The 3,736-nt window shown below is 70.0% G+C and carries 3 protein-coding genes; all 3 read right to left on the reverse strand.

Going from position 1 to position 3,736, the window contains the following annotated elements; genetic code table 11:
• Positions 1-29: 29 nt before the first annotated feature.
• The 3 genes from D7W79_RS39980 to mxcK all read right to left on the reverse strand — a co-directional run bounded on the left by D7W79_RS39980 (position 30) and on the right by mxcK (position 3,495).
• Positions 30-803, reverse strand: coding sequence for a 2,3-dihydro-2,3-dihydroxybenzoate dehydrogenase (locus D7W79_RS39980; RefSeq protein WP_120530459.1), 774 nt, complete (start codon positions 801-803; stop codon positions 30-32).
• Between the two features lie 154 nt (positions 804-957).
• Positions 958-2,241, reverse strand: coding sequence for a myxochelin B biosynthesis transaminase MxcL (gene mxcL, locus D7W79_RS39985; protein ID WP_120530460.1), 1,284 nt, complete (start codon positions 2,239-2,241; stop codon positions 958-960).
• A 30-nt stretch (positions 2,242-2,271) separates the two neighbouring features.
• Entirely contained in the window at positions 2,272-3,495 is a 1,224-nt protein-coding gene (mxcK, locus tag D7W79_RS39990) for a myxochelin export MFS transporter MxcK (RefSeq protein WP_120530461.1), read from the reverse strand.
• Positions 3,496-3,736 lie beyond the last annotated feature (241 nt).

Below are 3,736 nucleotides of genomic sequence, written 5' to 3' on the forward strand. Positions count from 1 at the left end.
GGGTGGGGGAGGGCGGCGTCGCGGGCGCGCTAGACGCCCAGCGTGGCGCCACCGTCGATACACAGGTCGTGCATCGTGATGTGCCGGGCCTGGTCCGACGCGAGGAACACCACCGCGTCCGCGATGTCGTCCGGCGTGGCGATGCGGCGCAGCGGGATGCCCGTACGGAAGGTGTCCAGTGAGCCCACGATGACGGCCTCGCGGCCGGAGTCATCCGTCCACATGCCCCGCTGCATGGCGGTGTCGGTGGAGCCGGGGGACACGACGTTGCAGCGGATGCCGTGCTGGGCCAGCTCCAGTCCCAGGCACTTGGTGAACATCGTGGAGGCGGCCTTGGACGCCGCGTAGGCCGCCATCTGCATGCGCGGCACGCCGGCCGCGTTGGAGCCCACCGTCACGATGACGCCGGAGCGGCGGGGCACCATGTGCTTCGCCACCGCGCGCGAGACGTGGAACACGCCGTGGGTGTTGACCGCGAAGGTGGACATCCAGTCCGCGTCGCTCTGCGTGAGCACCGAGCCCATCCGCAGGATGCCCGCCACGTTGGCCAGCACCTGGATGGGGCCCAGCCTGGACTCGACGTGCCCGATGGCGTCCTCGACGCCGTCCTTGTCCCGCACGTCCACCGGGAACGCGGTGGCCTTCAGGCCCTGCTGGCGCAGCTCCGCCACCAGCAACTCCAGCCCGGCGGCGTTCTGATCGAACACCGCGACAGGCATCGTGCGCGCCAGCTTTCGCGCCACCGCGGCGCCAATGCCCTGCGCCGCGCCCGTCACCACCGCGTGTCCCGTCGTCGAAGCCATCACCCGTTCGCCCGGATTATTTGAATGAAAATGAGAACCATTCTCATTTTCGGGGCCTGGAAGTGCCATGGTCATGAATTCCTGTCAAGAAGGCTCAAACGCGGAACCGTCCGGTGTCTGGCTTCAGCGGGGTGAGCGAGCGGATGTTTCAGGCTCAGGCGGCGCTGGCCTTGGCGCGCGCGGCCTGCTCGCGGAGCACCTCGCCGGCGGCGGCGATGGTGTGGTCGATCTGCTCCACGGTGTGCACGGCGCTGATGAAGTTGAGGTCGCGGCGGAGGAGGACGCCCCGGCGGGCCATGCCGGCCTGAAAGGGGATCATCTTCTCGATGTGCTCGGGGATGACCTTGCTGAAGCGGAAGAAGGGCACGGCGTCGTAGCCGATGACCTCCAGGCTGGAGCCCGTCTCCCGCGCGTGGGCGTTGACGCCGTCGCGCAGGCGGCGGCCCAGGCTGGCGATGTGCTCGATGTGGCTCGTGCGGCGGTACTCGTGGAGGACGGCCTCGCACACGGCCAGGGAGAGCATCTCGCCGCCGAAGGTGGTGGACACCTGCAGCTCGCTCAGGCGGGAGAGGTACTTCTCCGGGCCCGCGATGGCGGACAGGGGCATGCCCGCGGCGATGCCCTTGGACAGGGTGACGAAGTCCGCCTGCACGTCGAAGTACTGCTGCGCGCCGCCCAGGGCCAGGCGGAAGCCAGTGACGACTTCATCCAGGACGAACATCACGCCGTGCTTCGCGCACGCCTGCTTCACCTGGAGGAGGAACTCGCGGGTGACGGTGCGGTTGTACGGGATGGCCAGCAGCACGCAGGCCAGCTGGGCGCCGTGCTTCTCGATGTGCTCGAGGAGCGCGGGTTCGTCCGGGGGCGTGAAGAGGGGCAGCCGGGTGGTGAGCTTCGCCACCGTCGGGGGCACGCCCGGGGTGTCGTACATGAAGTGGTCGTGCCAGCCGTTGTAGCCCACGGTGACGATGTGCTCGCGGCCGGTGAGGTGGCGCGAGAGGCGCACAGCGGCGGAGGTCGCGTCCGCGCCCGTCTTGAAGAAGCGGGCCATCTCCGCGCCCGGGATCACCTCCACCAGCGCCTTCACGGAGGACACCTCCACCGGCGTGGGCAGCGAGTGGATGATGCCTTCCGCCAGGTGCTTGCGGAGGGTCTCCGCGACGGCCGGGTGGTTGTGGCCCAGCATGTTGGCGCCCAGCGCCTGGATGTAGTCGATGTACTCCTGGCCGTCCGCGTCCTCAACCAGCGCGCCGTTGCCCTTCGCGAGGAACACGGGGAAGGCGCCGGGGGCGAAGTGGTCCGGCTTCTTCATCATCGTCTGGGTGACGCCGGGGACCCACTTGCGGGCCTCGGCGAGCAGCTGGTTGGAGCGCTCCAGCTTGATGTCACCCACGATGGGGCGGGGCAGGGATGGGTGACGCGGTGCTGTCTGGGACATGGCGGGTCCTGGTGAGGGGTGGAGAGGGATTCAAGGCGCGGGCGTGGCGTCCAGCCGCACGGCGCGGCCCGCGAAGGTCCACAAGAGCCCGAGCGCGAGCGCGGAGATGCCCACCGCCAGCCAGCCCAGTTGCGCGAAGCCGATGAGCGTGCCGTCCGGCGCGGTGCTGAGCAGCAGGCCGCCCATCCACGCGGCGAGCCCGGAGGCGCCGTCACTGGCGGCCATGTTGACCGCGAGGTAGCGGCCCCGCAGCGACGACGGCACCTGCGACGCGACCAGCGCCATGGTGGGGATGGCGCGGCCGGAGGTGAGCGTCATGAAGAGCACGAACACCAGGGTCACCATCGGCAGCGGGGATGGATGCAGGTGCGTGAAGAGCAGGTGCGGCACCATGGTGGCGACGAGCAGGAGCGCCAGCGCGCGCGCGGGCCCCAGCCGGTCCGCCAGCCGGCCAATCCAGTGCGAGCTCACGAACGTGGCCGCGCCGCCCACCAGGTACACCCAGGGAAGGTCCGTGAGCGTCAGGCCCACGTTGCCCACCATGAACGCGCCCAGGTAGGGGATGAGCAGGAAGCTGGCGAACACCACCGTGAAGGTGAGGCCCCAGCCCAGGGCCAGCCGGGGCGTGAAGCCCGCGGTGGACGTGGCGCCGGCCGTCTGGGACAGGTGCCCGTCCACGCGAGGGAGGAAGCGCAGGAGCAGGAGCCACACCACGCCCGCGAGCCCCGCGAGGACGATGAACGGCGAGCGCCAGCCCCCCAGGTTCGCGAGGCCCAGGCCCAGCGGCACGCCCGCCACGGCGGACAGCGCGTAGGCCGTCATCACGGTGCCAATGGCCTGGCCCCGGCGCTCCGCCGGCACCCTGTCGCTGACGATGGCGATGACGACCGCGCCCATCAGCCCCGCGCAGGCGCCGGCCACGGTGCGCGCGATGAGCAGGCCCGTGGCCCCGGTGGCCGTGCCGCACAGGAGCGTGGCGGCGATGAAGCCCGCGTAGAGCATGAGCAGCGTGCGTTTGCGCTCCAGGCGGTCCAGCCAGAACACGCCCAGGACGCCCATGGCCGCGGACGCGAGCGTGTACGCGGACACCAGCGCTCCGAACCGCGTCGCCGACAGCCCCAGCCGCTGCATCAGCAGCGGGCCCAGCGGCATCAGCATCATGAAGTCGACGACGTGGGTGAACTGCACCGCCGCCAGGAGCCACAGCAGCGTGCGCTCTTGCGCGGCGGGGGATGGATCACTCAAGACAATCACCTGAACCCAGACACACGTCGGCCCTGACCCGGCCCGGCAATGCCAGACAAGGCTCGGCCAGGCCCGGGCGCGCTTCGCGCCGGACCGCCGTGAATTGTTGCCACCCAGCTAATGATAATGAGAATCATCTTCATAAAGCTCCGGGAGTCAATGGGAAAGCGGGTTCCGTCACGGAATCGTTTGGCGGCGGGCTTGCACCCTTCGTCTGGCTTGACGGGGTGGATGCGGGGCGGAAGGGTGG

The sequence above is a fragment of the Corallococcus exercitus genome (genome assembly GCF_003611585.1).
Lineage (GTDB): Bacteria > Myxococcota > Myxococcia > Myxococcales > Myxococcaceae > Corallococcus > Corallococcus exercitus.